Annotated in this window: 24 protein-coding genes, 7 tRNA genes and 1 riboswitch; all 31 genes read right to left on the reverse strand. The window is 52.7% G+C overall.

Annotated features, from left to right (window positions below):
* Positions 1–12 precede the first annotated feature (12 nt).
* The 31 genes from H1S01_RS16175 to H1S01_RS16325 all read right to left on the reverse strand — a co-directional run bounded on the left by H1S01_RS16175 (position 13) and on the right by H1S01_RS16325 (position 24,395).
* Positions 13–1,674, reverse strand: a complete 1,662-nt coding sequence (locus H1S01_RS16175; RefSeq protein ID WP_188041451.1) for a ribonuclease J — start codon at positions 1,672–1,674, stop codon at positions 13–15.
* Between the two features lie 244 nt (positions 1,675–1,918).
* Positions 1,919–2,824, reverse strand: a complete 906-nt coding sequence (gene dapA, locus H1S01_RS16180; protein WP_188041452.1) for a 4-hydroxy-tetrahydrodipicolinate synthase — start codon at positions 2,822–2,824, stop codon at positions 1,919–1,921.
* A 25-nt stretch (positions 2,825–2,849) separates the two neighbouring features.
* Positions 2,850–4,094: an aspartate kinase gene (gene dapG / locus H1S01_RS16185; protein ID WP_188041453.1), complete on the reverse strand. Its 1,245-nt coding sequence runs from the start codon at positions 4,092–4,094 to the stop codon at positions 2,850–2,852.
* Between the two features lie 55 nt (positions 4,095–4,149).
* On the reverse strand, positions 4,150–5,160 hold the full coding sequence (locus H1S01_RS16190) for an aspartate-semialdehyde dehydrogenase (RefSeq protein WP_188041454.1): 1,011 nt from the start codon (positions 5,158–5,160) through the stop codon (positions 4,150–4,152).
* Between the two features lie 36 nt (positions 5,161–5,196).
* Positions 5,197–5,790: a dipicolinate synthase subunit B gene (locus tag H1S01_RS16195; RefSeq protein ID WP_188041455.1), complete on the reverse strand. Its 594-nt coding sequence runs from the start codon at positions 5,788–5,790 to the stop codon at positions 5,197–5,199.
* A gap of 21 nt (positions 5,791–5,811) precedes the next feature.
* Positions 5,812–6,705, reverse strand: coding sequence for a dipicolinate synthase subunit DpsA (dpsA, locus tag H1S01_RS16200; protein ID WP_188041456.1), 894 nt, complete (start codon positions 6,703–6,705; stop codon positions 5,812–5,814).
* 153 nt (positions 6,706–6,858) lie between these two features.
* Positions 6,859–7,662, reverse strand: coding sequence for a 4-hydroxy-tetrahydrodipicolinate reductase (gene dapB / locus H1S01_RS16205; RefSeq protein ID WP_188041457.1), 804 nt, complete (start codon positions 7,660–7,662; stop codon positions 6,859–6,861).
* A gap of 97 nt (positions 7,663–7,759) precedes the next feature.
* Positions 7,760–7,947, reverse strand: a riboswitch (Lysine riboswitch).
* Positions 7,948–8,013: 66 nt separating this feature from the next.
* Positions 8,014–8,286, reverse strand: a complete 273-nt coding sequence (locus tag H1S01_RS16210; protein WP_155477566.1) for a YlmC/YmxH family sporulation protein — start codon at positions 8,284–8,286, stop codon at positions 8,014–8,016.
* Positions 8,287–8,346: 60 nt separating this feature from the next.
* Positions 8,347–9,612, reverse strand: a complete 1,266-nt coding sequence (locus H1S01_RS16215) for a M16 family metallopeptidase (RefSeq protein ID WP_188041458.1) — start codon at positions 9,610–9,612, stop codon at positions 8,347–8,349.
* Between the two features lie 80 nt (positions 9,613–9,692).
* Positions 9,693–10,511 carry a D-alanyl-D-alanine carboxypeptidase family protein gene (locus tag H1S01_RS16220; protein WP_188041459.1) on the reverse strand — a complete coding sequence of 273 codons (819 nt, stop codon included), beginning with the start codon at positions 10,509–10,511 and terminating at the stop codon, positions 9,693–9,695.
* Between the two features lie 58 nt (positions 10,512–10,569).
* Positions 10,570–11,301, reverse strand: a complete 732-nt coding sequence (locus tag H1S01_RS16225) for a polysaccharide deacetylase family protein (protein ID WP_188041460.1) — start codon at positions 11,299–11,301, stop codon at positions 10,570–10,572.
* A 143-nt stretch (positions 11,302–11,444) separates the two neighbouring features.
* Positions 11,445–13,616: a polyribonucleotide nucleotidyltransferase gene (locus tag H1S01_RS16230; RefSeq protein WP_207732382.1), complete on the reverse strand. Its 2,172-nt coding sequence runs from the start codon at positions 13,614–13,616 to the stop codon at positions 11,445–11,447.
* A gap of 104 nt (positions 13,617–13,720) precedes the next feature.
* A complete protein-coding gene (gene rpsO / locus H1S01_RS16235; protein ID WP_188041461.1) occupies positions 13,721–13,990 on the reverse strand; it encodes a 30S ribosomal protein S15 in 270 nt (89 codons plus the stop codon).
* 81 nt (positions 13,991–14,071) lie between these two features.
* Positions 14,072–14,296, reverse strand: a complete 225-nt coding sequence (locus H1S01_RS16240; protein WP_188041462.1) for a hypothetical protein — start codon at positions 14,294–14,296, stop codon at positions 14,072–14,074.
* A 17-nt stretch (positions 14,297–14,313) separates the two neighbouring features.
* The gene (locus tag H1S01_RS16245; protein WP_188041463.1) at positions 14,314–14,532 is read right to left on the reverse strand and encodes a hypothetical protein; all 219 of its coding nucleotides are present in this window, start codon (positions 14,530–14,532) and stop codon (positions 14,314–14,316) included.
* A 72-nt stretch (positions 14,533–14,604) separates the two neighbouring features.
* Complete coding sequence (locus H1S01_RS16250; protein WP_188041464.1) at positions 14,605–15,579, reverse strand: bifunctional riboflavin kinase/FAD synthetase; 975 nt, start codon at positions 15,577–15,579, stop codon at positions 14,605–14,607.
* Between the two features lie 8 nt (positions 15,580–15,587).
* Complete coding sequence (gene truB, locus H1S01_RS16255; protein WP_243237387.1) at positions 15,588–16,511, reverse strand: tRNA pseudouridine(55) synthase TruB; 924 nt, start codon at positions 16,509–16,511, stop codon at positions 15,588–15,590.
* Complete coding sequence (locus tag H1S01_RS16260) at positions 16,486–17,481, reverse strand: DHH family phosphoesterase (RefSeq protein ID WP_188041465.1); 996 nt, start codon at positions 17,479–17,481, stop codon at positions 16,486–16,488. The genes truB and H1S01_RS16260 overlap by 26 nt, the downstream gene beginning before the upstream one ends.
* On the reverse strand, positions 17,468–17,845 hold the full coding sequence (gene rbfA / locus H1S01_RS16265; protein ID WP_188041466.1) for a 30S ribosome-binding factor RbfA: 378 nt from the start codon (positions 17,843–17,845) through the stop codon (positions 17,468–17,470). The genes H1S01_RS16260 and rbfA overlap by 14 nt, the downstream gene beginning before the upstream one ends.
* 57 nt (positions 17,846–17,902) lie before the next feature.
* Positions 17,903–21,013, reverse strand: coding sequence for a translation initiation factor IF-2 (gene infB, locus H1S01_RS16270; protein ID WP_188041467.1), 3,111 nt, complete (start codon positions 21,011–21,013; stop codon positions 17,903–17,905).
* A 4-nt stretch (positions 21,014–21,017) separates the two neighbouring features.
* Entirely contained in the window at positions 21,018–21,356 is a 339-nt protein-coding gene (locus H1S01_RS16275) for a L7Ae/L30e/S12e/Gadd45 family ribosomal protein (protein ID WP_188041468.1), read from the reverse strand.
* Complete coding sequence (gene rnpM, locus H1S01_RS16280) at positions 21,356–21,625, reverse strand: RNase P modulator RnpM (RefSeq protein WP_188041469.1); 270 nt, start codon at positions 21,623–21,625, stop codon at positions 21,356–21,358. The genes H1S01_RS16275 and rnpM overlap by 1 nt, the downstream gene beginning before the upstream one ends.
* A 24-nt stretch (positions 21,626–21,649) precedes the next feature.
* A complete protein-coding gene (gene nusA, locus H1S01_RS16285) occupies positions 21,650–22,945 on the reverse strand; it encodes a transcription termination factor NusA (protein WP_188041470.1) in 1,296 nt (431 codons plus the stop codon).
* A 27-nt stretch (positions 22,946–22,972) separates the two neighbouring features.
* Complete coding sequence (locus H1S01_RS16290; protein ID WP_188041471.1) at positions 22,973–23,437, reverse strand: ribosome maturation factor RimP; 465 nt, start codon at positions 23,435–23,437, stop codon at positions 22,973–22,975.
* A gap of 359 nt (positions 23,438–23,796) precedes the next feature.
* Positions 23,797–23,872: transfer RNA gene (locus tag H1S01_RS16295), tRNA-Thr, on the reverse strand.
* A gap of 3 nt (positions 23,873–23,875) precedes the next feature.
* A tRNA-Arg gene (locus H1S01_RS16300) sits at positions 23,876–23,952 on the reverse strand.
* Positions 23,953–23,956: 4 nt separating this feature from the next.
* A tRNA-Gly gene (locus H1S01_RS16305) sits at positions 23,957–24,031 on the reverse strand.
* A gap of 1 nt (position 24,032) precedes the next feature.
* A tRNA-Leu gene (locus tag H1S01_RS16310) sits at positions 24,033–24,119 on the reverse strand.
* 18 nt (positions 24,120–24,137) lie between these two features.
* Positions 24,138–24,214 (reverse strand) — tRNA-Pro (locus H1S01_RS16315).
* A 5-nt stretch (positions 24,215–24,219) separates the two neighbouring features.
* Positions 24,220–24,310: transfer RNA gene (locus tag H1S01_RS16320), tRNA-Ser, on the reverse strand.
* An 8-nt stretch (positions 24,311–24,318) separates the two neighbouring features.
* Positions 24,319–24,395, reverse strand: a tRNA-Asp gene (locus tag H1S01_RS16325).
* Positions 24,396–24,476 lie beyond the last annotated feature (81 nt).

Raw genomic sequence — 24,476 nt, forward strand, 5'->3', positions numbered from 1 at the left:
ACTTACGGTCAATCACACTTCCATAATGATCGGCAGGATCATCGGGCGCCGACGTGTTTTTTCGTAGAGGAACTTCGATAGGACATCGCGGACATTCGTCTTGATGGCTGCCCATTCAGTGACGCGCCGTTCGCCTGATTTTTCGAGTGCCTGGCGCACTTTGATCTTGGCCTCTTCGATCAGCTCTTCCGCTTCGCGAACATAGACGAAACCTCTGGAGACCATATCCGGCCCGGCCACAACTTGTCCAGACTCTTTGCTGATGGTGACGACAACGATCAGGATACCGTCTTGGGACAGTTGGCGACGGTCACGAAGGACGATATTGCCTACATCACCGACACCGAGACCGTCCACGAGGACGCGGCCGGCAGCAACACGGTTGACGAGGGCCGCTTTTTTAGCGGTCAGTTCTAAAACATGGCCGTTTTCCAGGATAAAGGTGTTTTCTTCCGGTATGCCTACATCCTTGGCCAGTTTAGCGTGGCGGATGAGCATGCGGTATTCTCCCTGTACAGGGATGAAATATTTGGGCCGGATCAAATTGAGCATCATCTTCAGTTCTTCTTGGCTGGCATGTCCCGATATGTGCGCGCCTGAGGCCTCATGGTATACGTCTACACCGAGTTTGCAGAGGGTATCGATTGTCCGAGAAACGAGTATTTCATTCCCGGCGACGGGGCTGGCCGAGATGATCACTGTATCTCCGGGACGGTAGTTGCTCAGCCGGGTATCGGTCCAGGGGCCCCGTGAAAGTGCTGACAAGGGTTCGCCAAGGTGACCCGTCGTCAGTAAAACCAGTTCCTCATAGGGGATGTTGTCCCACTTTTCTTCCGTAGATAAGACTCCCGGCGGGATTTCCAAATAACCGTTGGCAAGAGCCACCTGAACCACATCTTGCATGGATTTTCCGACGACAACGACTTTGCGTCCGTATTTGGCAGCGACCCAAAAAGCCTGCTGAATTCGGTATAAAGCCGAAGCGAAGGTGGTGACGATGATCCGACCTTTAGAGAGGCGAAAAACTTCGTCGAGCCGGCTGTGAGCCGCTTTTTCCGATGCCGTCACACCTGGCTTTTCGGCATTTGTTGAGTCGGACAACAGGGCTAGTACACCTTTTTTGCCTAATTGGGCTAAGCCAAAGTAGTCGACGGGCTGTCCGTCAACGGGCGTCTGATCAAACTTAAAGTCGCCCGTGTGTAAAATCGTTCCGGCCGGGGTGTGAATGGCCACGGCGACCGGATCGGGAATGCTGTGGCACATGCGAATGAATTCGACCGTAAAAGATCCGATCTGTACTGTCTCCCGGGGCTTTACCGTATAAAAGGGCGCTGCGATAGGGATGTTTTGTTCCCGCAGGTAGTTTTCCGCCAGCGCCAGTGTCAGTTTCGTGCCATAGACCGGAACGGCCAGTTCCTTGAGCATGTAGGGCAAAGCGCCGATATGATCTTCGTGTCCGTGGGTCAGGATGATCCCGCGTATCTGATCTCTATTCTCAAGGAGATAAGTAATGTCGGGAATGACCACATCGATGCCGAGCATCTCGTCTTCCGGAAACATGATCCCGCAGTCGATAACCAGGATCTCCTGGTTGACCTTGATGACCGTCATATTTTTTCCGATCTCGCCTTGTCCGCCCAAGGGGATGATATTCACTTTATCCCCTGCGTTCATAGCATCCCTCCTAAATATTGCATAACAAAAAGGCCCTCCCGCTTCGTTTGGAAGGGATTTGTTCCGATTTCTTTGTCGAGGTTTTACTCTTTCCGGCCCCGCCGCCACCGTAAAACCTGAAAAACCAAACCGTACAACCCATGCTTTATTATTATACAAGTTTTAAATTCTAGATACAAGTTTTCCCTGATCCTTTAAATTAAACAGAAAAACCACTCTCCCGAAGAAGAGTGGCTTTGTATATTTAAGCGACGGTGGTCACTTCGTTGCTTTTCAACAGATTATGTTGGCTCAGCATTTTTTGTACGGACACGAGTTCTGCTTCGTTGGCGGGAACGAGGGGTAAGCGAACTCCGCCAACCGGTTGCCCGAGCATATTCAAGGCCGCTTTGATCGGGATGGGGTTGGAAGTAATGAAGATGCCTTTGAAGATCGGATAGAGTTCCCTGTGCAGTTGGGCCGCTTTACGGGTATCTCCATCAAGGAAGGCAGTGATCATTCCTTGGATCTCTTTCCCGATTAGATGGCCGGCCACACTGACGATGCCGTGGCCGCCAATGGACATCATGGGCAGCGTCAAGGAATCATCACCGGAGTAAATTTTGAAAGCGGGCGGCAAGAGGCGGGTCAATTCACTCACCTGATCTAAGCTTCCCGCCGCTTCTTTGATGGCGACTATGTTTTCAAATTCAGCCAACCGGGCTACAGTGCTGGGAAGAATATTGGAACCGGTACGTCCAGGTATGTTATAGAGCATAATCGGCAGCTTGGTGGCCCGGGCCACCGCGGCAAAATGCTGATAATAGCCTTCTTGAGGAGGTTTGTTGTAATAAGGTCCGACGAGCAGCAGGCCATGAACGCCCGTCGCTTCCGCTTCCCGGCTAAAGGTGATCGTCGCTTCCGTATTATAGGATCCGGTGCCGGCGATGACGGTGGCCCGGTTTCCTACAGCTTCCACGACGGTGGCGAAGAGTTTTAATTTCTCTTCTTTCCTCAAAGTTGGTGATTCTCCAGTGGTTCCGGCGACGACAATACCGTCAGACCCCGTATCGACCAGATAGTTGGCCAGTTCGGCCGCCCGGTCGTAATCCACTTCCAGGCGGTCGTTAAAAGGCGTGACCATCGCCGTGATTAATCTGCCAAAGTCCATCCTTTCTCGCTCCTTTTCAACAGTTTTAAGGGTAACATGTTTGACCTGTTTCTACTTCCAGGCAAAACTGCCGATGTAATGCGTTCAATGCTCTCGCCAAGTCTCTTGCTCGGATCAAGCACCAGATGGTGGTATAGGAATCGGCAGACTGAAGAATTTGTACGTTCTCTCGGTTTAAAGCGACGACGATTTGAGCCATAACGCCGGGCACACCGGTCATATTCACGCCTACAACGGCTACTTTTGCACATTCTTGATGCACTTCCTGGCAGAGGCCCTGTTCCTCCAGGACACGAGTCGCTTTCGCTGTGACCTCGTCGGGAACAGTGAAGATGACCACTTTCGGACTCACATTGATAAAATCGACGCTGATGCCCGCATCAGCCATTGCCAAGAATACTTGTTGACTGATAGCTCGCGGGTCGGGCCACGGTGAGATATCGATCTTGATTTGGGTGATCGGTGCTGTGTGAGCGATGCCGGTGATCAGGCGGCCGCTGCAGAAGTCCATCGTTCCACCGGCCGAATCTTTTGTCCCGCCGATAGACGTCCCTTTCGAGGCTTTTTCGGTGCTGCGCACTCGAAGAGGGAGACGATGCTTCATGGCGATTTCGACAGCTCGAGGATGGATGACTTTGGCTCCTTCCAAGGCTAACTGGCTCACTTCCCGGTAGGTCACCTTGTTTAAGATCTTGGCATCCGCCACCAATCTCGGATCGGCCGTGTAAATCCCTTCCACATCGGTAAAAATATCAACGACGTCTGCCATCAGGGCCGCTCCGATGGCAACGGCCGATGTGTCGCTGCCACCGCGTCCCAAGGTCGTAATCTCACCTTTTTCATCCATGCCTTGAAAACCGGCGACGACCACAACAGGCCCTCGCTGCAGTTCCGTCAATAACCGTTCCGTTTCCACCCGAATGATACGGGCATCACCGAAGTGACTCGATGTGATGATCCCTGCCTGCCAACCGGTCAGGCAGACCCCGTCAATGCCTGCTCGGTGAAGACTTGCTGTCATGACGACGGCGGAGATGATCTCCCCGCAGACTAGGAGCAGGTCTTTTTCTCGTTCCGGCAGTTCTACCGGAGGAATCAGCGACAGCAGTGTATCCGTCGCGTAGGGTGCTCCTTTCCGTCCCATGGCGGAGACGACTACGACGACACGATACCCTTCCGTTAAAGCTTCCTGTATCCGTTGAAGGGCCTGATGGCGTTTTGTTTCATCAGCAACGGAAGTACCCCCAAACTTCTGGACAGCGATTTTCAAGAAGTTTCACTCCCAATAGGGGGGCCTGCCGTTAAAGGGAACTATACTTTCTGATTTAGATGCAATTGCGCTGAATTAAAACTTCCGCAATTTGAATGGCATTCGTTGCGGCGCCTTTACGAATTTGGTCGGCGACCACCCAAAGATTCAAGCCTTTTTCAATGGAAAGGTCTTCCCGAATCCGGCCGATAAAGACCTCATCTTTATCCGATGTATATAAAGGCATGGGATATTGCTTGTTTTGAATATCGTCGATAATGATCACGCCGGGCGCTTCCGCCAAGACCTTTTTGGCTTCGTCAGCGCTGATCTTCTGGTCAAACTCGATGTTGATCGACTCGGAATGGCTCCGGTAGACAGGGACCCGGACCGTCGTAGCTGTGATGGCCATGTCCGGTTCATGCATGATCTTCCGAGTTTCTTTGATCATCTTCCATTCTTCCTTCGTATAATCCCCTTCTTGGAAGACGTCAATATGCGGGATTAAGTTAAAAGCGATGGGATGGGCAAAGACGGTCGGATCGACCGCTTCTCCGCGCAACACCTGGCCAGTTTGTTCGGTCAACTCAGTGATCCCCTCTTTACCGGCGCCCGATACCGCTTGGTACGTCGATACGACGACCCGCTTGATGCGGGCAGCATCATGGAGCGGTTTGAGGGCGACAGCCATGATGATGGTCGAGCAGTTTGGGTTGGCGATGATGCCCTTGTGCCAGTCCACGTCTTCCGGGTTCACTTCCGGCACGACGAGAGGAACGTCGGGATCGAGACGAAAAGCCGAAGAGTTGTCGATGACGACGGCGCCTGCTTTGACGGCCGCATCGGCGAACTCGGTGGAAGCCGATCCACCGGCGAAAAGAGCGATGTCGATGCCGTCAAAGGCGTTTTCATCGGTGAGGCCGATGGTGTACTCTTTTCCTTGATACTCCATCGTTTTGCCGGCAGAGCGCTGGCTGGCCAACAGGCGAAGTTCTCCAACCGGGAAATTTCGTTCGGCTAAGACTTTGAGCAGTTCATGACCGACTGCACCAGTGGCACCCACGATCGCTACGTTATATTTTTTCACGCTATTTGCCTCCTTGCTGATGCGTCGGCTGCCCCATTAGGATTGGTCGGCGTTGACGATGACCGGCTGCAATTGCCGGTTTTGGAGTGATTCTAAAATCGTCTCGGGGATCAAATCCATTCGGGCGACAATCGAGTTGGCTTTGGTGGCCGGATTGTCTTGGCCAAAAGGCACCAGGAAAATATTCTTGCTGTTCATGAGAACGCCTACGTTTTTGAGATTATTGCTAAGGCCGTCATTCGTAGAGACAGCCAGAACGACTGGTTTTTGATTGCGAAGCTGTGCTTTCGCTGCCATGAGAACCGATGAATCGGTGATGCCGTTGGCCAATTTGGCCAAGGTGTTTCCTGTACATGGCGCGATGATGATGACATCGAGCAGGTTTTGTGGACCGATCGGTTCTGACTCAATGATCGAGGTCAATACTTTTTTTCCCGTTACCCGTTCAAATTCTTTGCGCCAGTGGTCGGCTTTGCCGAAGCGGGTATCTGTCCGAGCGACAGATTCCGAAAAAATCGTTGTCACTTCAGCGCCTTCTTCTACAAGTTTTTGCGCGATGGGAATGACTTGGGCGATGGTACAGTAAGAACCGGTCACCGCAAACCCAATCTTCACTCCTTGCAAACGCATCCTGCGCACCTCCCCAGCGGGTTACCCCCTCCTGTCCAGCATATGCTGCACAATCAGATTGGGATAGATTCTGGCTAGAATTTCTCCGGCTGTTTTCGGCGCCACTTTTCCAGGAAGTCCCGGGGCGAGTAAGGCTTCAATCCCGATTCGCCGAGCCGCTTCAAAATCGGTACCGCCGGGAGCGCTGGCCAGATCGATGATCAAGGCTTCCCGGTTCGTTCCTGCCAAAGTTTGCTCATCTAACACCATAACCGGTACGGTATTAAAGACGATATCCGCTCGGGCCAAAGCGTCGGAAAGTGCCTCGAAAGGAACTCCTTCTACAGCCATTTCCCAAGCTCTCGCCCGGGCGCTGGAGTCCCTGGCTGCCACGGTGACCTTTGAGCCCATCCCTTTGAGCAAGCGGGCCAAAGTGATGCCGACCCGGCCAAAGCCGATGACCAGGCTTCGACTGGAATGAATAGTGATAGGAAGCTTCTCCATGGCGATCTGGACAGCTCCTTCGGCGGAAGGAACGGAGTTGAGTACTGCTACCTCATCCATCTCAGCCACTTCCACCAGTCGCAGTCGTCGGTTTTCTGCCATTGTCCGCAGGTTCGGCCGGGCCACTCCCACAAAGAGAAGACTTCCTGCAGGCAGCAAGGCCAGATCTTCTTCACTCAATGAGACTGGTTGACTCTGTAAGGGTGCATAAACCCGGCCAGTTGGGTCGACCCCGGGCATAGGCAGTATCAGGGCGGATACCCCGAATAATGCTTCTCGCACACCCTTCACATTTCGTACCCGTTCCTGTTCCACACCGGGAAGCCCAAAGAGATTTACCTGGGCCCCCAGTTCAGCCAACCGGCGTACGACGATCTGGTCCCGTCCGTCACCACCCAAAAGTGCCAGCCGGATTCCTTGCAGGGTAGTCATGGTAAATCCAAGACCTCCTCAACAGTGCGGTAAAACTCAATCTCATCATATGATAAGAAATCACTAAAGGTGCGCAGGATGCAGTTTTCAAAGAGCGAAAAAACGGAAACATATTTTAAATCGGGAATATTTCGACGTTAATCTTGTTTACGGCTAAAAGAGAATTTTTTCAAGTCCGTAGATCAGACCTTTGTAAGCACCGATGCGGTGAATGGCGGCGAGCACACCAGGCATAAAGGATTCTCGGCTGATGGAGTCGTGGCGAATGGTTAAGGTTTGCCCAAGGGCACCGAAGATGACTTCCTGGTGAGCCACGAGTCCAGGAAGTCGTACAGAGTGAATCCGCATTCCGTCAAAATCGCCGCCCCGGGAACATTTGATTTTCTCTTCTTCCTCCGGGTGGCCTTGCCGGATCGACTCTCTCTCTTCCCGGATCAGTTCGGCCGTTTTAATGGCGGTCCCTGAGGGGGCATCGAGTTTCTGATCATGGTGGTATTCGATGATCTCTACATGGGGGAAGAAGCGGGCCGCTTCCCGAGCGAAGCGCATCATCAGCAAGGCACCAACGGCAAAATTAGGAGCGATCAAGCAGCCTGTATCACTGGCGGCAGCCCGTTCGGCGATCTCCTCCAAGTCTTTCGGCGACAAGCCCGTCGTTCCTACGACCGGTGATACCTTATGTCTCAGGGCGATACGCACATTGTCCAGTACAGACATGGGATTGGTAAAGTCCACATAGACATCAGGCTTTGTCTCTTCGATAGCCGTTTCCAGATCGCTGTGGATGATCACTCCCTGCGGCGGGAGTCCTGCTGCGACAGCTGCATCTTCCCCAGCGCTGTTGGGATCGACAGCCCCTACCAGTTGCAATCCGGGGTCTCCGAGAACCGCTTTGACGACCTCTCGGCCCATTTTTCCTTTTGCACCACACACTAACACTCTCGGTTTATGATTCATTCCCGTCACCCCTGATTCAGAATACAAAAAAGACGACCGCAGAGTGCAGCGGTCGCCCCCAATGCCAAAAATTGGATGGCAGATATCCACCGTCCCTGTACCGGATAGCTCTCCATCAAACCACAACTCGGTTTGACGGCAGTTCCGAACATGTTCTGTTCGGACCCAGCCTGAAAATGAAACGGCCACTTTCAGACTTCGGCGGTTGTCCCTTTCCCCTCCAGATCATCATCCACCGCTGGACTCACCGGGGTACTCTTTACATACCGCGCCTCTACCTCTCCACTGGGATGAGGTACCTTTGAAATTATCAGTATGATGGTATCACGGGACATTGACGGGAGTCAATATCTAAAAGGTAAAACGACGGGAATATCTTTGGTATGTATCATCCAGTTCAACGATGACCACTTCGGCACCGATTTTGACGACGGCATCCCAAGGGATGATCAAGGGTTCTCGATCGGTCCAAAAGCCCACCAGATTTCCTTTTTGCGGCAGAATGATCGCGTCGATCTCACCGGTCGTCTCATCAATGATCAGATCTGAATCACCGACGGTGCCTAAGCGAGCTCCCGATGTAATGTTGACGATTTCTTTTCCGACTAAATCACTGAGGCGCATCGTTTCCCCTCCAGTCCCATCGATTAGAATATACGCGGCTAGAGGGGAGAATAGAAGCGCTTATAAACCGTATTTTTCCAGGAGAGAAGTCAAATTGACGGGGAGCGGCTGGGCAGCGACGACAGCCAAGGCACACTGGTCACCCTTGAAGATGGTCTGTGCGACTTGATAGACATCCTCTAAGGTAACCTTGTACACCCGGTCGATCACTTCTTCCGGCGGGACGAAGCGGCCGTAACAAACTTCCGATTTCCCCAGGCGGGTCATACGAGAGTTAACGCTCTCCAATCCCAGATAAAGACTTCCTTTGATCTGGTCTTGGGTACGCTTCAGTTCTTGGGCGGTGATGCCTTCTTTTTTTATGCGGGCCATCTCGCCGATCAACAGTTCCAAGACTGAATCGGCAAAAGCAGGACTCGTCCCGGCGTACAATCCGAACATGCCTGCGTCGGAAAAGGCGGAATGGAAGGAATAGACCGAGTAGGCCAAACCGCGGTTTTCGCGAATCTCTTGAAAAAGTCGTGATGAGGCGCCACCGCCAATGACGTTATTCAACACATGGAGTGCATAGATGGCATCATGTTCCTGCGGAAGGCCGGGGGTTCCAAGACAGATTTGAACCTGCTCTACATCTTTTTGTTCAAAAACGGTCTTTTGAAAGACCTTCGGTTCTTTCCGGTCGTACTCCCGGCGTGTCGCCGGCATCGATGCAAAATAGGATTTGATCCTCGAAACGACTTTTTCGGGATCGATATGACCGGCGACAGCTACGACGACCCGATCGGCGGAGTACTCTTTCTCGACATGTTCCCGTACTTGATCACGAGATACGGCAGAAATGGTATCGATCGTCCCCAAAATGGAACGACCCAACGCACTGGTCGACCAGATAGCTTCCGATAAAAGGTCATGAACCAGTTCATCGGGCGAATCTTCGTACATTTTAATTTCTTCCAATACGACCCGTCGTTCTCTCTCGATATCTTCAGCATCGTATTTAGAGTTAAAGAACATATCGGTCAACACTTCGAGGGCCAAATCGAAGTGTTCGTCCAACACTTTCGCATGATAGCAAGTGTACTCTTTCGATGTAAAGGCGTTCAATTGTCCACCGACGGCTTCGAGAACTTCGGCCAGATCTTTGGCAGTCCGTTTTTGGGTACCTTTAAACAGCATGTGCTCGATAAAATGAGAGACACCAGCCACTGTCGGATCTTCGTCTCTCGAACCGGTTCCCACCCAAATACCTAATGCGACCGAACGTACATGGGGGATCGATTCGGTGACAATCCGGACTCCGTTCGGTAGTACAGTCTTCTGAACCATTCTATTGCCTCCTGAAACCATCAATGGAATATTTAGTGTAGCAGTCCGGAACGCCCTTTGTCAATAAAAAGACCGGGAAGTCACGACGACTTTCCCGGTAGGGAAAATCCGTACTCAAAAAGGCGCATGGAATCACCAAACCGATCGTTGGAACGGAGCACTACGGCGATCAACTGGCGGTTATTCTTTGTCGCCGAGGCGACGAGGCATTGTCCCGCTGCATCGGTGGTACCTGTTTTAATTCCATCAGCAAAGGGATAGGACCAAAGCAGTGCGTTCGTGTTCGAAATTTTTTTGGGCCAACCATTTCGATTGTTCAGATAGGCATTTTTTTGCTTCACCGTAGCGGCGAATTGAGGATTTTTCATGGCGTGGCGGGCGATGACGGCTAAGTCATAAGCGCTTGTCCAATGTTTTTTGTGGGGAAGTCCGTTTGTATTATAGAACTGGCTGGAGCGGCCGCCTAGAATCCGTGATTTGGCGGTCATCCAAAGGGTGAAAAACTCTTCGCTGCCGGCGACGTGTTCCGATATGGAAACACAAGCGTCGTTTCCCGATCGAACTAAGGCACCGGTCAACAGATCGCCTAGGGCCACCCGTTCTCCTGGGAAAAGGTTAATGGAAGCTTCGCCTGTATTTCCTGCTTTGTCGCTCACGACGACCTCATCTTGTACATCACCGTATTCAAAGCCTAAGATGGCTGTGACGATTTTGGTCGTCGATGCCGGCGGTCTCGATTGATAGGCATTGCGTTCATACAAGACAGCTCCGCTTTCTCCGTCAATCAGTACCGCTGCTACTGCCGATACATAAGGTGCCGCCATGGCAGTTGTGAGCGGTTGACATAGCAATAAACCAAGCAGGCATATCGACAGAGACCATCTCCCGATGTTTGTCAACGTGCAACCTCCCCCGGCAAAATGCTGCCGGGGTTATTATTGCACAGGATCATCGAATTTATGGTAGGGTCATCAATTCTGTCATGGTGACCGGCTTCCAGCCTTTCTCGTCACAGTATTTTAACAGTGCTGGCAAAGCCTGCACTGTGGACGGTGTGGGATGCATGAGTACCAAGGCACCCGGCACCATTCCTTTTTGCACCCGTGAAAGCCAGGCTTCGGGAGTCGGATTGCGCCAATCGACGGAGTCGACGGTCCAGTAAACCGTTTCATAGCCTTCTGCTTTTGCTACATTGAGGAGGCGATCGTCGTACTCACCATAGGGCGGGGCAAACCAACGGGGCCCTTTTCCGGTCACCTTTTCGAGAGCCTGATGGGTTTTGCGGATTTCTTCCCGATTTTGTTCGTCAGAAATTTGGGTCGGATGGGGATGAGAATAACCGTGGTTGGCTACTTCATTTCCCGCTGCATAAATTTTCTTTACCTCTTCAGGATTTTTATCGGCAAAACGTCCGGAAATGAAAAAGGTCGCTTTGGCGTTGTGTTTAGCTAGTGCTTCCAAAAGTTTAGGAATATGTTCCTGTCCCCAGTCGACATTGACCATGAGCGCTACTTTATTGACTTGAGGTCCCCGTTCAATAATCTTCGGTTTTTCATTTCGTGACATGACGGGCGGGTCCCCGCTTCCGATGTTGTGATAGAGTAAGGTCGATGAGGCCGCCAGAAATAGGCCGATCAGGGTAAACAAGAGGACTCGCAGTAACTTTCGGGAAAGTATGATCGTTTTCATCCCTTTTCTCCTTTTCGGTCCTGCCGGATTTTCTATTTCCAATCCTTAGAACCTTATGCGAAAAAGGAGGAAACTAGAAAAGCAAACTCGTAACAGAGTTTGCCCCTTCTAGATGGCCTATTCATTTCAACTAGCATAGCTTTTTAGAAACGTCGCTTCATTTCCGGTGGTTTTCCAGGTCCGCCGGCGCTAGGTCCGGCCGGGGCGGCAGGTTTAACCGTTTTGGGAAGCAGTTCTTTTCGGGAGAGGTTGACGCGGCCTTGTTTGTCGATCTCGATGACTTTGACGGTGATCTCATCGCCGATCTTGACCACATCTTCCACTTTGGCTACCCGCTCTTCAGCCAGTTGGCTGATGTGAACGAGTCCTTCCTTGCCGGGCAGCACTTCCACAAAAGCGCCAAAGTTCATGATCCGGGTGACTTTCCCGGTGTATACTTTACCGACTTCTACTTCAGCGGTGATGCTTTCGACGATGCGAACGGCTTTTTGGGCTTGATCGGTATTGGTCGCAGCGATAAAGATGCGTCCATCATCTTCGATGTCGATTTTGACGCCCGTTTCAGCGATGATCTTGTTGATCGTTTTACCGCCAGGTCCGATGACTTCACGAATCTTATCGGGATCGATCGTCATGGTGATGATTCGCGGCGCATAAGGCGACATCTCTTGAGACGGCTTATCGATGACGGCCAGCATTTTACCGAGAATGAACATGCGGCCTTCTCTCGCTTGTTTCATGGCCTGCTGGAGGATCTCCCGGTTGACCCCTTTGATTTTAATGTCCATCTGCAGGGCCGTAACACCTTTTTCCGTACCGGCCACTTTGAAGTCCATATCTCCCAGGTGGTCTTCCATACCTTGAATGTCGGAAAGAACGGAGAAATGTTCTCCTTCTTTCACCAGACCCATAGCAATACCAGCCACAGGTGCTTTCACAGGAACGCCGGCGTGCATCAAGGAAAGTGTCGATCCGCAAACGCTCGCCATAGAGCTGGAACCGTTCGACTCGAGCACTTCCGAAACGAGGCGGATCGTATAGGGGAATGCATCTTCCGAGGGAATGACCGGCAGGAGCGCCCGTTCAGCCAGTGCGCCATGTCCAATTTCCCGGCGGCCCGGTCCACGCATGGGCCGTGTCTCACCTACGCTGTAGGAAGGGAAATTGTAGTGGTGCATGTACCGTTTTGATTCTTCCACGCCGAGGCCGTCAAGGATTTGCAGGTCGCTGATCGTTCCGAGCGTACAGACATTGAGCACTTGCGTCTGTCCACGGGTGAACAGGGCGCTGCCATGGGTCCGAGGCAGAATGCCCACTTCTACTGTAATCGGACGGATTTCGTCGACTTTGCGGCCGTCGGGACGCTGTTTATCGATAGTGATCAACTTGCGGACGATTTCCTTGATCATCGTATCGAGAACTTCCAGCATCGCCCCTTGTCCATCGGGGAACTGCGGCAGGAGGGCTTCCAGCGTCTCCGCTTTCACCTTATCCATGTCGGCTTGCCGGCTAAGCTTGTCCGGATTTTGGATGGCTTCCAGCATCTTCTCACCGACGAATTGGCGAACCGCTTGGTCGATCTCCGGGTTAACCTTGTGCAAGATCACTTCTCGCTTCGGTTTTCCCGCCGTTTTCATCATTTCTTCTTGGAATTGGACGATACGCTGGATTTCCTGGTGCCCAAACATGATGGCTTCGATCATGTCTTCTTCGGGAATTTCGTTGGCGCCGGCTTCTACCATCATGACGGCATCTTTCGTACCAGCCACAACGAGATGCATGTCGCTCTTTTCGGCTTCTTCCATGCGCGGGTTGATGATCAGTTTTCCATCGACCCGTCCGACGACAACCCCACCGATGGGACCTTCAAAGGGGACATCCGACAGACAGAGAGCGCAAGAAGCGCCGATCATGCCGACGATGTCGGGGGGACAATCCTGATCGACAGACAAGACCGTCGAGACGACTTGAACATCGTTGCGAAAGCCTTTTGGAAAAAGCGGCCGGATGGGCCGGTCGATCAGACGTGACGAGAGAATCGCCTTTTCTGTCGGTCGACCTTCTCGCTTGATAAATCCGCCGGGTATTTTCCCCACTGCGTAGAGGCGTTCTTCATAGTCCACCGTGAGCGGGAAAAAGTCGATTCCTGGGCGAGGTTCTTTCGATGCGGTGGCGGTAGAAAGCACCACCGTATCTCCGTAACGAGCCATAACGGAACCGCCGGCTTGTTTGGCTACGCGCCCTGTCTCCACAGTCAGGGTTCGTCCGGCAATCTCCATTGAGAATACTTGCAAAGAAATATGACCTCCTCTCATAAACATCAGGATATTCGACGTATAGGTTAGTATTTCCTTCCATGGTCAAAAAAAATCGTCCATAAGCAAGAAAGAACGGGAATAACCCGTTCTTTCGCTGTTGCTTAGTGACGCAGACCGAGCTCACCGATGACTTTACGGTAGCGCTCGACATCGCTCTTTTTCAGGTAGTTCAAAAGACCACGACGTTGACCAACCATTTTGAGCAGACCGCGACGAGAATGGTGGTCTTTCTTGTGCTCTTTCAGGTGGTTTGTCAGGTAGTTGATCCGCTCCGTCAGGATAGCGATCTGAACTTCCGGAGAGCCGGTGTCCTTTTCGTGCTGCTTGAACTTGGCGATCAACTCTTGCTTACGGCTGTTTTCTAGTGCCATTCCAATAACCTCCTCATTGATATGCTCCATAAGCCCAGGATACCGCCGGAGGATTCGGCAACCCGAGCCAATGGAATAAGCTTATTTGCCGATGACGGTAATCACCAGCCGTCCGGTGGGGATATCTTTGACAACGAGGTCAAATATCCGTCCCGAACGAGCCACAAATCCGCGAAAACGGGTGGCCGTGGGGACATAACCGGGGATTTGCAGGGCTGCAGCTTCGATATCGGCCAACCCCAATCGTTCTTGACGCAAGTTATGGAGGCGCTTCCGAGCGTGTTCCGTAACGAAGACACGATTCATCAGTCCATCCTGCCTGCTTAGGAACCGAGAGGGGATTTGTCGCTCCGCTGAGACATCATGGCATACAGTGCATCTTGGAATGCCAGTTTCGCCGGTTCATCTGTTCCAGATAGGCGATAAAGATCTTCGAGCTCCGCTTTCAGCGACAGGAACTCTTCACTCGCACAGATCGACGCCACTTCTCGGGCCATCGTGCGCAGTTCCTGATGATGCTCATCAATCAACGGCAGTCCCATCGATGCCTCCCGTCCCCAGGATCACCAGCGCTTATTGTAGCACAGGGGTTCCTGGAAGTAAAGTTCGTCTAATTAAATCTCTATGATTTGATGAGGAAAAATATGTTCTCGCTGTTCATAGAAGTAGTGTCGCACCGACTGTACATCTCGGTGAATCTGTTCCACCAGTTGTTCCGCGCTGTGAAAACGCATTTCCGGGCGTAAGTGCGACAAGAGGAAAAGCGATAAGGGCTGTCCGTAGAGATCGCCTTCGAAGTCGATCAAATGGGCTTCAATCGTTTCGGCGAGTCCCGATCCGAAGGTCGGCTTGACGCCGATATTCAGCACGGCCATCGACTCGGCTTCTTGTTGCCCTACCCGTGCCCAGGCAGCGTAGACTCCGCGAGCCGGTAAAAACTGTTCCGCAGCTACCTGTAGATTGGCCGTCGGAAAACCAATGCTTCTCCCCCGCTGGTCTCCAGGTACAACAACTCCTTGAAGGATCGGTCGATACCCAAGGAGTTCCGCTGCCCGTTCCACTTTTCCAGTTCCCAAGGATGACCGGATCAAGGTGGAACTGACGGGCTCCCCAGAGACGGTCACAGCATCGATGACTTTCACACGGAATCCCTTTTGCTGCCCCAGTTCCCAGAGCAACTGGGGCGTCCCTTTTCCGCCTCGTCCAAAGCTGTAGTTAAAGCCGACTGTTACCGACTGGGCTCGGAGATCCTCTACAAGGATCTTTTGTGTGAACTCTTCCGGCGAGAGGCTGGCCAATTCCGCATCAAAAGGCAGCATGAGAACGATATCGACACCAAGGCGGCCCATCAACGCCGCCTTTACGTCGGGAGGTGTAATGATCTTCGGAGCCGATTCGGGCCGCATGACATGCAAGGGATGAGGGTAGAAAGTGGCCACTACAGCCGTTCCCTGACGGGCACGGGCTTTTTTTACCATCTCCGAGATGAGTTTTTGATGTCCTAGATGAACGCCGTCAAAATTTCCGAGAGCCACATGGACTGCCTTGTACCGTTTGTCCAAGGGCCCGTCATATATGATGGTTCTCATGGCTATACCTACTTCAATGTGGTTTCGCTCCACTGTAATACTTTCCGAGGTTGACAGTACCAGCGGTCATCCTGCCAGATGGCCTGACCGACAGCAAGTAGTTGTCCCTGATAATTCATGCGTATCCATTGACCTTCCGTCCAACTCTTATCGGGAAGGAACTGGGCTAACCCCTGCTTTAGCGACGGCAAACGCCGCTTGTTGATCTCCATATCAGGCAGGTGTTGCAGCACTTCGCCAGGACTAACCAGCTTTTCTGGGGTCAGCCCCTGTTCCACTTCTTCGAGCGTATAGCTGTCTCGGAGGTAAAAAGGACCGCTTCGCCTACGAATAAGCCAACCCATGATGGCGCCGCAACCTAGGCGCTGGCCGATATCATGGCAAAGGGTTCGAACATAGGTGCCGCCGGAGCAATCTACATCCAATATGAGCTCTCCCGGAACATCCTCATGATATTGAACGATATCGATCCGGTTGATGGTGATCGTCCGGGACGGCCGTTCCACTTCTATCCCCTGGCGGGCATATTCATAGAGGCGTTTTCCGCCGACCGAAACAGCGGAAACCATGGGAGGGATCTGGTCAATCGGACCCCGAAATTCCTTCAACAGTTCTTCCCAGTCTTGGCGGGTCAATCGAGGGATGGGACGTTCTTCGACGATCCGACCGGATATGTCCTGACTGTCGGTGATGCGTCCCAGCAACAACTGGGCTCGGTACGATTTGTCCCCCCGAACGAGTTCGATCAACCGGGTTGCTTGACCTAAGGCGACGGGAAGTACACCGGCCGCGTCCGGATCGAGGGTACCCATGTGGCCGATGCGTTTTTCTCGCAAGATTCGCCGGGCTTTGGCGACGACATCATGAGAGGTCATGCCCGGAGGTTTGAGAATGTTTAAAAATCCTTCAAGAGAGGGATTCAATGGGTTCAAGGGAACTTCTCACCGCCCCTAAGACTTGCTGCTTGACCTCTGCTAGTGTTCCTGACAAGGTACATCCGGAGGCTTTGCGATGACCACCGCCTCCAAACTGACGAGCGATGGCGTAGACATCGATGTTTCCTTTAGAGCGAAAACCGACTCGGAATGTCTCTTTGTCGGCTTCTTTAAACAATAGGGCGACCTGAACGCCTGCTAAAAAACGGGGGTAATTGATCAGTCCATCACAATCGCCTTTCGAAGCCCCGGCTTGCATCATCGCTTCCCGAGTCAACGTCAACGAGGCGATTCGACCATCGTCAGACACTTCCAGGGTCGGGAGAATTTGCGCGAGCAAGTTCACAAAAGCGCGGGGACGGCTTTCAAAGACTTTTTCCCGGATTTCATCAGTTCGTGCGCCCATCTCCCGCAGATCGGCGGCCAATCGGAGGGTCTGCGGGGTTGTATTGGCATATTGAAAAGAACCGGTGTCTGTCATTAGGGATGTGTAGATGGCCGTAGCCATATCGTCAGTAATCTTCCAAGAAGCGACTGTGCAAAGCCTGTAGATCATCTCACCGCAAGCAGCCGCTTGCGAATCGACCCAATTGATGTGGCCAAATTGGCTGTTACCCACGTGATGATCGATGTTGACGACCGGGGCTTGCCCTTGGAGAAATGGTATTCCGTCGCCAATCCGGCCCTCATCGGCACAATCGATGACGATAACCAGGTCCGGGGTAAACTCAGGTAGCGTGTCGGCCTGAAAGACTTGATCCATGGCGGGAAGAAATCGATAGGATTCAGGCACAGGATCATCACAATAGGCAATCGCTTGAAAACCTTGCCCGTTTAAGCTGGTAAGCATGGCGCTGACTGAACCGAGGCAGTCGCCGTCAGGTACTTTATGCACAATCAGCAGAACCTTCGACGCCTGTGAGAGCATCTGAAGGATCTGCTGCGGTTGAGGATCAACGGGATTCATGAGGTTCATCCTCACGTTTTTCTTTGGATTCCACCTGGTGGAGTAACTGGGCGATACGAGTTCCTCGTTCGATGGAGGGATCAAAGGTGAAAACGATCTCCGGGATGTAGCGAATCCGCAAAGTTTTCGACAGTTCACTCCGTAAAAAGCCTGTGGCCTGCTTTAAGGCGGCTAAGGCATTCTGGCGGGCCTCTTCATCACCTAAGAAGCTCACAAAGACTTTGGCATGACGGCTGTCCTTGGAGACTTCCACCGCCGTGATGCTGGTGAATCCGATGCGAGGATCTTTCATCTCATCCCGAAGCAACCGAGCCAGTTCACGCTTGATATCCTCGGCCATGCGGGCTACACGATAACCGGCCATGGTGTCAACTCCTTGAATTAGAAGGTAAACAGGGGGGCCTTAAAGCCCCCCGGTATACTACTCAATGTGTCGTTGGACTTCTTCGATGATAAAAGCTTCGATGATGTCTTGTTCTCGAAGGTCGTTGAACTTTTCAATACCGATACCGCATTCATAGCCTTCCGCCACTTCGCGAGCATCATCCTTGAATCGTTTCAAGGAATCCATCTTGCCTTCGTGGATGACCACGCCGTCACGGATGATACGGACTTCGGCATTGCGGGTGATCTTGCCTTCCAGTACGTAGGAACCGGCGATAGTTCCGGCCTTCGGTACTTTGAAGGTAGCCCGGACTTCGGCACGACCTAAGACGACTTCCTTCTTCTCTGGTTCGAGCAGACCAGACATAGCTGCTTTGATGTCCTCAGTCGCGTCGTAAATGACCCGATAGAGCCGGATATCGACCTGCTGGTTCTCCGCCGCTTTGCGGGTATTCGCATCGGGTCGGACGTTAAAGCCGAGGATGATGGCGTTAGATGCCGCCGCCAGCATGACATCAGTCTCAGTGATAGCTCCGACGCCGCCGTGAACGACGTTCACGCGGACCTCAGAGGTGGACAACCGCTCCAGAGCACCCCGTAGCGCTTCCACAGAACCTTGCACATCGGCTTTGACGATAACATGAAGGTCTTTGACTTGCCCTTCCTGGATTTGCTTAAAGAGATCATCCAGGGAGACTTTTGAAGTGCGTCTTTGTTCTTCTTCTTTGCGCTTGTTAACCCGTTCCGAGATGACTTGCTTCGCCAGTTTTTCGTCGGTGACGACGGCAAAAGTGTCACCGGCTTGGGGCACATCAGACAGACCTAAGACTTCGACCGGAGTCGAAGGATCGGCTTTTTTCACACGGCGGCCTTTGTCATCGATCATGGCCCGGACTTTACCTACGGAATAGCCTGCCACGATGACGTCTCCGATATTTAAGGTACCTTTTTGGACGAGAACGGTGGCCACGGGACCACGTCCTTTATCTAGTTCCGCTTCGATAACGGTTCCACGAGCTTCTCGGTCCGGATTGGCTTTCAAATCCTGCACCTCAGCAACGAGCAGAACCATCTCGAGCAGTTGATCGATATTTTGGCGAGCTTTGGCCGATACGGGAACGGCGATGGTGTCGCCACCCCATTCTTCCACAACGAGACCGTGCTCGGTGAGCTCTTGTTTGACCCGATCCGGAGTAGCATCGGGTTTGTCGATCTTGTTGATGGCTACGACGATGGGAACACCAGCCGCTTTGGCATGGTTGATCGCCTCAACGGTCTGGGGCATGACACCGTCATCCGCAGCTACGACAAGAATCGCGATATCGGTAACCTGAGCGCCGCGAGCCCGCATGGCCGTAAAAGCCTCGTGGCCGGGCGTATCGAGGAAGGTGATCTTTTTCCCGTCGATTTCGACTTGATAAGCACCGATATGCTGGGTAATGCCGCCGGCTTCTGAAGCCGTTACATTCGCCTCCCGGATAGCATCAAGCAAGGATGTTTTTCCGTGGTCGACGTGACCCATGACGGTGACGACAGGAGGACGATGGACTAATTCTTCTTCCGTTTCTTCCGGTTCTTCCGCCAGAATCCCCTCAGCAGTGATGTTTTTCTTGACGTCGACGGTGATGCCCCAATCGGCAGCCAGGATCGATGCAGTATCGGCATCGATTTCTTGGTTGATGGTGGCCATGACGCCTAACTGCATGAGCTTTTTGATAATATCAGTCACTGTTTTGCCCATAGCTTGGGAAAGCTCAAGAACTGTGACTGCCTCGTCGATCAGGATATGCTTCGGACCCTCATGTTCCGTATACCGATGGCCCTTTTTGCCCTTCCCTTGCCGTGGGTGAACCAGTTTGGCGCCTGGACGGTCTTCATAGCGGTGATCATGTTCTTTGGGTTGAAGCTTGTTATTGGCATGCCGTTGGCGGCCGTCTTTTTTCGGTACTTCTGTCGTTTCGGGTGGTTTAGGAATGGCCGATTTGGGGATGGGACGACCACCACCGGGGCGACCTGGACCACCAGGACGACCTGGGCCGCCAGGGCCTCCCGGACCACCGGGACGTCCTGGACCTCCGGGACCTCCGGGACCGCCCGGACGTCCGCCGCCTGGGCGGGGTCCACCAAATCCAGCACCTTGGGGAGGACGAGGACCACCGAAGCCGTCTTGACGAGGCGGACGGGGACCTCCACCAAATCCAGCACCTTCCGGACGGGGCGGACGGGGACCTCCGAATCCACCGCCTTCTGGTCGGGGAGGCCGAGGACCACCAAAGCCGTCTTGTCGGGGCGGACGGGGACCTCCCATTCCGGCACCTTCCGGACGGGGCGGGCGTGGACCGCCGAAACCGTCTTGTCGAGGCGGACGGGGACCTCCCATTCCGGCACCTTCCGGGCGGGGAGGCCGGGGACCACCGAAGCCGTCTTGTCGAGGCGGGCGGGGACCTCCACCAAATCCGGCACCTTCTGGACGGGGCGGACGTTGGCCGCCTTCCATCCGTTGGCCTTCCGGGCGGGGCGGGCGTTGGCCGCCTTCCATCCGTTGGCCTTCTGGACGAGGCGGGCGCTGGCCGCCTTCGGGGCGTTGACCTTCCGGACGGGGCGGACGTTGGCCGCCTTCGGGGCGCTGCCCTTCAGGACGGGGCGGGCGCTGACCGCCTTCGGGACGGGGCGGGCGTTGGCCGCCGTCTGTGCGCTGGCCTTCGGGACGCGGCGGGCGCTGGCCGCCATCCGGGCGCTGGCCTTCTGGGCGCGGTGGACGCTGACCGCCTTCAGGGCGCTGGCCTTCCGGGCGAGGCGGACGTTGGCCGCCTTCAGCACGTTGGCCTTCTGGGCGAACTGGGCGTTGACCGCCACCGTTTTGCTGGCCTTCCGGACGAGTTAGTCGCTGGTCACCTTCGTTTTGTTGACCTTCTGGGCGGGGCGGGCGCTGACCGCCTTCGGGGCGCTGGCCTTCCGGGCGAGACGGACGTTGATTGTTATCAGATTTATGTGCTTTCAACGAGGGGAGTATCTTCTCTACGTCGACATCTTCAATGGTGCTCATATGATTTTTTGCATCGATCCCTATTTCGTTTAATTTATTTAGCACTACTTTGCTTTCTACACCCATGTCCCGGGCCAATTCAAAAACTCGTTTTTTTACCATTCTGTCACCTCCGCGATATTTGGCTGGATTCGGTTGACGTTTCACTTATTGCTTTACGAATAGCCCGGGCAAATCCGTCGTCAAGGACTGCGACCAGCGAACGAGGAGACTGGCCGAGTGCCCTCCCGATAGATTCTTTCTGGCCAAAGGTCACCACCGGCACTTTTAAGTCGGCACACCAATGACTGAACTTGTCTGTTACGCCACTGGAGGCATCCTTTGCGACGAGAAGCAGCGCTACTTTTTGTTTTTTCATGTTCGCTTCTACTGCGCTGTCTCCAGATGCAATTTTGCCGGCACGACGAGCCAATCCGAGCAATCCGTAGATTTTATCCGTAACCATCAAACCTCTCCCAGTTGGGCTTTCAATGTATCCAAAAGTTCTGGGTCAATGGAATGGCGCAAGGCTTTTTCAAGGCGCTTGCCCTTGATCGATTTCGTCAGGCATTCTGTGTTGGCACAGACGTAGGCCCCACGACCCGACTTTTTACCGGTCGGATCTAATCTGATTTCACCTTCCGGTGTTCTTACGACACGAATCAGTGCTTTTTTATCTCTCATCTCCCCACAGCCAACACACATTCGTTGCGGAATCTTTTTCACGCGTGTCATCGTTGGTCCCTCCGAAATCAGCCTTTAAGGTCGGGACGTATTCGTATCGGCATCTGCCGGTTTCGGGGAGTCAGAGGTTTCATCGGCACCAGTGTCGCTATCGTCATAGTCGTCGTAAGCGTCTTCTGCATCGGTGTCATCGTAATATTCTTCATCGGCATAAGCATCAGCTTCATTCTCATCGATGAATTCGTCGTCGTAGGCCTCTTCGTAACTGTCTTCATAATCGTAGTCCTGCTCGTACTCTTCATCATATTCTTCATAGGAGTCAGCAGCGATTTGAGCAGTTTTTGCTTGGCTTTCGCTCTTGATATCGATTTTCCAGCCGGTAAGTTTAGCGGCCAAGCGGGCGTTTTGTCCCTCTTTGCCGATAGCGAGTGAGAGTTGATAATCTGGTACGATGACACGAGCCACTTTATCATCTTCGAAAATATCGACGGTGACCACTTTTGCCGGACTTAGGGCGTTAGCCACAAATTTAGCTGGGTCGGGATTCCACTTGACGATATCGATCTTTTCACCCTTCAATTCGTTGACAACCGCTTGCACCCGCATTCCTTTGGGACCTACGCAAGCGCCGACGGGATCGACATTTTCGTCTTTCGAATAGACAGCGATTTTGGAACGAGCGCCGGCTTCCCGCGATGCAGCTTTAAGTTCTACCGTACCGTCGTGAATTTCAGGGACTTCCAATTCAAAGAGTCGCTTTAATAGACCGGGGTGGGTACGAGAAATGAGTACCTGCGGCCCTTTGGTTGTCTTTTTCACTTCAACGATGTACGCTTTGATCCTATCGCTGTAACGATAAGTTTCACCGTTCATCTGTTCGGAAGGAGCCAGCAGAGCTTCAACTTTGCCCAGGTCTACGTATACGTTCTTATTTTCCATCCGTTGAACAATACCGGTGACGATATCGCCCTCCCGGTTGGAGAATTCCTCATAAATCATGCCTCGTTCCGCTTCCCGGATCCGCTGAACGACAACTTGTTTTGCCGTTTGAGCAGCGATACGTCCGAACTCACGAGGAGTGACTTCCGATTCTAGCACATCGTCAACTTGATAATTGGGATTGATTTTTTGGGCTTCTGTCAGAGACACTTCAATTCTGGGATCGGCAACTTGCTCGACAATGGCTTTACGAGAATATACTTTGAATTCTCCCGTTGCCCGGTCAATGTGAACCCGGACATTTTGCAGAGAACCAAAATTTTTCTTGTATGCCGAAATCAATGCTGCTTCAATCGCTTCCAAAAGAATCTCTTTAGAGATCCCTTTTTCCCTCTCCAGATCCTGAAGTGCCCCCAAAAACTCGACATTCATTGGAACGGCCTCCTAATTCAGTTGTCTCTAAAAAGAAAAGTGCAACCGGACTGACGAAACTTGATCTAGGGGGATCGTTTTTTCTTCGTTATCTCCGGCTATCGTGATACCTTCGCTCGTTTTCTGTATCAGTTCTCCGATATGTTCCTTACTTCCGGCGACTGGAGCGAAAGTGGTTATGCGAATTTTCTCCCCGCGGAATCGCTCAAAATCCCTTTCGGTCTTAAGAGGCCTGTCGATACCTGGTGAGGATACTTCCAAGGAATAGGCATGGGTTATGGGATCTTCTCGATCGAGGATGTCATCGATACGACGGCTGACTTCCTGGCAATCTTCCATCTCGACGCCGCCCTCTTTGTCAATGTAAACCCGTAAGAACCAATGCCCCCCCTCCTTAATCCATTCTACATCGACCAACTCAAGCTTTAGCTCTTCTACAATCGGTTGCGTCCAGGCATTTACCCGATCTTCAATGCGTTGTTTGCCGGACATGAATTAGCCTCCTTATATACTCATCTATCTGCACTGTCAAAAGGTCGTGCTATTTATTTTTTCCTGAATAAACAGGAGAAATACTTAAACAAGCATTGCTATCAGTTTAACAAACGGAAAGAGTGGGTTGGTACCCACTCCTTCGAATAAACGTAAAATGCACATACCTCGGGATAAACAAGACAGTGAAATCAAAGGCAAACATTGTAATCCCTGCTGAAACACACTAGGGTTAGTATAGCACGCTACTTTTTCCAACGCAAGACTATTCAACGGTATTTATCCACATTGGTAAAGAAAAACAGCAAAAGAACCTGTCTAACAAGTATTGTCCGACAGGTTCTTAAAATTTTCTTAAATGGAGCCACTGACCGGGATTGAACCGGTGACCTTATCCTTACCAAGGATACGCTCTACCGACTGAGCTACAGCGGCAAATGGCGCGCCCGGAGAGATTCGAACTCCCGACCTGCTGATTCGTAGTCAGTTACTCTATCCAGCTGAGCTACGGGCGCATGATGGAGCGGAAAACGAGATTCGAACTCGCGACCCTCGCCTTGGCAAGGCGATGCTCTACCGCTGAGCTATTTCCGCATGGTGCGGTCGAGAGGACTTGAACCTCCACAGCCTTGCGACCACTAGAACCTGAATCTAGCGCGTCTGCCAATTCCGCCACGACCGCGTATGAAGATGAGAAAACTGGTCGGAGCGACACGACTTGAACGTGCGGCCTCTACCACCCCAAGGTAGCGCTCTACCAAACTGAGCTACGCCCCGACAAATGGCGGAGTGGGCGAGATTTGAACTCGCGCTGGCCTTACGACCACTAACGGTTTAGCAAACCGTCCTCTTCAGCCACTTGAGTACCACTCCAGGGGTTATGGCGGAGCAGACGGGATTCGAACCCGCGATCTCCAGCGTGACAGGCTGGCATGTTAGGCCTCTACACCACTGCTCCGTATTTTGGTGGGCGATGACGGGATCGAACCGCCGACATCTTGCTTGTAAGGCAAGCGCTCTCCCAGCTGAGCTAATCGCC

The sequence above is a fragment of the Heliobacterium chlorum genome (assembly GCF_014502795.1).
GTDB lineage: Bacteria > Bacillota > Desulfitobacteriia > Heliobacteriales > Heliobacteriaceae > Heliobacterium > Heliobacterium chlorum.

What these genes read in the sequence shown, in the direction of transcription:
- H1S01_RS16275 (WP_188041468.1), bottom strand. Translation starts at nt 21,356, where the DNA reads ATGGTTACGGATAAAATCTACGGATTGCTCGGATTGGCTCGTCGTGCC.
- nusA (WP_188041470.1), bottom strand. Translation starts at nt 22,945, where the DNA reads ATGAATGTCGAGTTTTTGGGGGCACTTCAGGATCTGGAGAGGGAAAAA.
- rbfA (WP_188041466.1), bottom strand. Translation starts at nt 17,845, where the DNA reads ATGGCCGGTTATCGTGTAGCCCGCATGGCCGAGGATATCAAGCGTGAA.
- H1S01_RS16290 (WP_188041471.1), bottom strand. Translation starts at nt 23,437, where the DNA reads ATGTCCGGCAAACAACGCATTGAAGATCGGGTAAATGCCTGGACGCAA.
- H1S01_RS16240 (WP_188041462.1), bottom strand. Translation starts at nt 14,296, where the DNA reads ATGAATCGTGTCTTCGTTACGGAACACGCTCGGAAGCGCCTCCATAAC.
- rpsO (WP_188041461.1), bottom strand. Translation starts at nt 13,990, where the DNA reads ATGGCACTAGAAAACAGCCGTAAGCAAGAGTTGATCGCCAAGTTCAAG.
- H1S01_RS16230 (WP_207732382.1), bottom strand. Translation starts at nt 13,616, where the DNA reads ATGAGAGGAGGTCATATTTCTTTGCAAGTATTCTCAATGGAGATTGCC.
- dapA (WP_188041452.1), bottom strand. Translation starts at nt 2,824, where the DNA reads ATGGACTTTGGCAGATTAATCACGGCGATGGTCACGCCTTTTAACGAC.
- H1S01_RS16210 (WP_155477566.1), bottom strand. Translation starts at nt 8,286, where the DNA reads ATGCGCCTCAGTGATTTAGTCGGAAAAGAAATCGTCAACATTACATCG.
- dpsA (WP_188041456.1), bottom strand. Translation starts at nt 6,705, where the DNA reads ATGACTACCCTGCAAGGAATCCGGCTGGCACTTTTGGGTGGTGACGGA.
- H1S01_RS16195 (WP_188041455.1), bottom strand. Translation starts at nt 5,790, where the DNA reads ATGCGTTTGCAAGGAGTGAAGATTGGGTTTGCGGTGACCGGTTCTTAC.
- dapB (WP_188041457.1), bottom strand. Translation starts at nt 7,662, where the DNA reads ATGAATCATAAACCGAGAGTGTTAGTGTGTGGTGCAAAAGGAAAAATG.
- H1S01_RS16175 (WP_188041451.1), bottom strand. Translation starts at nt 1,674, where the DNA reads ATGAACGCAGGGGATAAAGTGAATATCATCCCCTTGGGCGGACAAGGC.
- H1S01_RS16215 (WP_188041458.1), bottom strand. Translation starts at nt 9,612, where the DNA reads ATGGTTCAGAAGACTGTACTACCGAACGGAGTCCGGATTGTCACCGAA.
- H1S01_RS16260 (WP_188041465.1), bottom strand. Translation starts at nt 17,481, where the DNA reads ATGAATCCCGTTGATCCTCAACCGCAGCAGATCCTTCAGATGCTCTCA.
- H1S01_RS16225 (WP_188041460.1), bottom strand. Translation starts at nt 11,301, where the DNA reads ATGAAAACGATCATACTTTCCCGAAAGTTACTGCGAGTCCTCTTGTTT.
- H1S01_RS16245 (WP_188041463.1), bottom strand. Translation starts at nt 14,532, where the DNA reads ATGGGACTGCCGTTGATTGATGAGCATCATCAGGAACTGCGCACGATG.
- infB (WP_188041467.1), bottom strand. Translation starts at nt 21,013, where the DNA reads ATGGTAAAAAAACGAGTTTTTGAATTGGCCCGGGACATGGGTGTAGAA.
- H1S01_RS16250 (WP_188041464.1), bottom strand. Translation starts at nt 15,579, where the DNA reads ATGAGAACCATCATATATGACGGGCCCTTGGACAAACGGTACAAGGCA.
- rnpM (WP_188041469.1), bottom strand. Translation starts at nt 21,625, where the DNA reads ATGACACGCGTGAAAAAGATTCCGCAACGAATGTGTGTTGGCTGTGGG.